This is a genomic window from Xanthobacter versatilis (assembly GCF_043193975.1).
GTDB lineage: Bacteria > Pseudomonadota > Alphaproteobacteria > Rhizobiales > Xanthobacteraceae > Xanthobacter > Xanthobacter autotrophicus_E.
In genome coordinates, this window is sequence record NZ_JBAFVB010000030.1 from 1 (window position 1) to 765 (window position 765).

Consider the following 765-nt stretch of genomic DNA (forward strand, 5'->3'; position numbering starts at 1 on the left):
GCTCCTCGGAGTAGGGTGAGGGCTTCGGTTCTCGTGCTGTTTGACAGGTTGAATGGAAGAAAGAGAAACGTGGACGGCGGAGTCCTTGCGGGCTGCGACTGATCGCAAGATTGGTTTGCAGTCGAGTAAGACTTGGCGGTCATACGGAACTCCGGACGTTTGGTTCATCATGTGAATGATGCTGAACTGTCCGACCTCGTCAAAGATGAGTGTAAGTTCGTAGAGACTAGCCTGATCAAGCTCATATAACTTGAGAGTTTGATCCTGGCTCAGAGCGAACGCTGGCGGCAGGCCTAACACATGCAAGTCGAGCGCCCAGCAATGGGAGCGGCAGACGGGTGAGTAACACGTGGGGATCTACCCAATGGTACGGAATAACCCAGGGAAACTTGGACTAATACCGTATGTGCCCTTCGGGGGAAAGATTTATCGCCATTGGATGAACCCGCGTCGGATTAGCTAGTTGGTGAGGTAAAGGCTCACCAAGGCGACGATCCGTAGCTGGTCTGAGAGGATGATCAGCCACACTGGGACTGAGACACGGCCCAGACTCCTACGGGAGGCAGCAGTGGGGAATATTGGACAATGGGCGCAAGCCTGATCCAGCCATGCCGCGTGAGTGATGAAGGCCTTAGGGTTGTAAAGCTCTTTCGCCGGTGAAGATAATGACGGTAACCGGAGAAGAAGCCCCGGCTAACTTCGTGCCAGCAGCCGCGGTAATACGAAGGGGGCTAGCGTTGCTCGGAATCACTGGGCGTAAAGCGC

General features: G+C 54.8%; 1 rRNA gene. It reads left to right on the forward strand.

From position 1 onward, the window contains the following. Positions 1-246 precede the first annotated feature (246 nt). Positions 247-765, forward strand: a 16S ribosomal RNA gene (locus tag V5F66_RS22225); the annotation flags it as partial.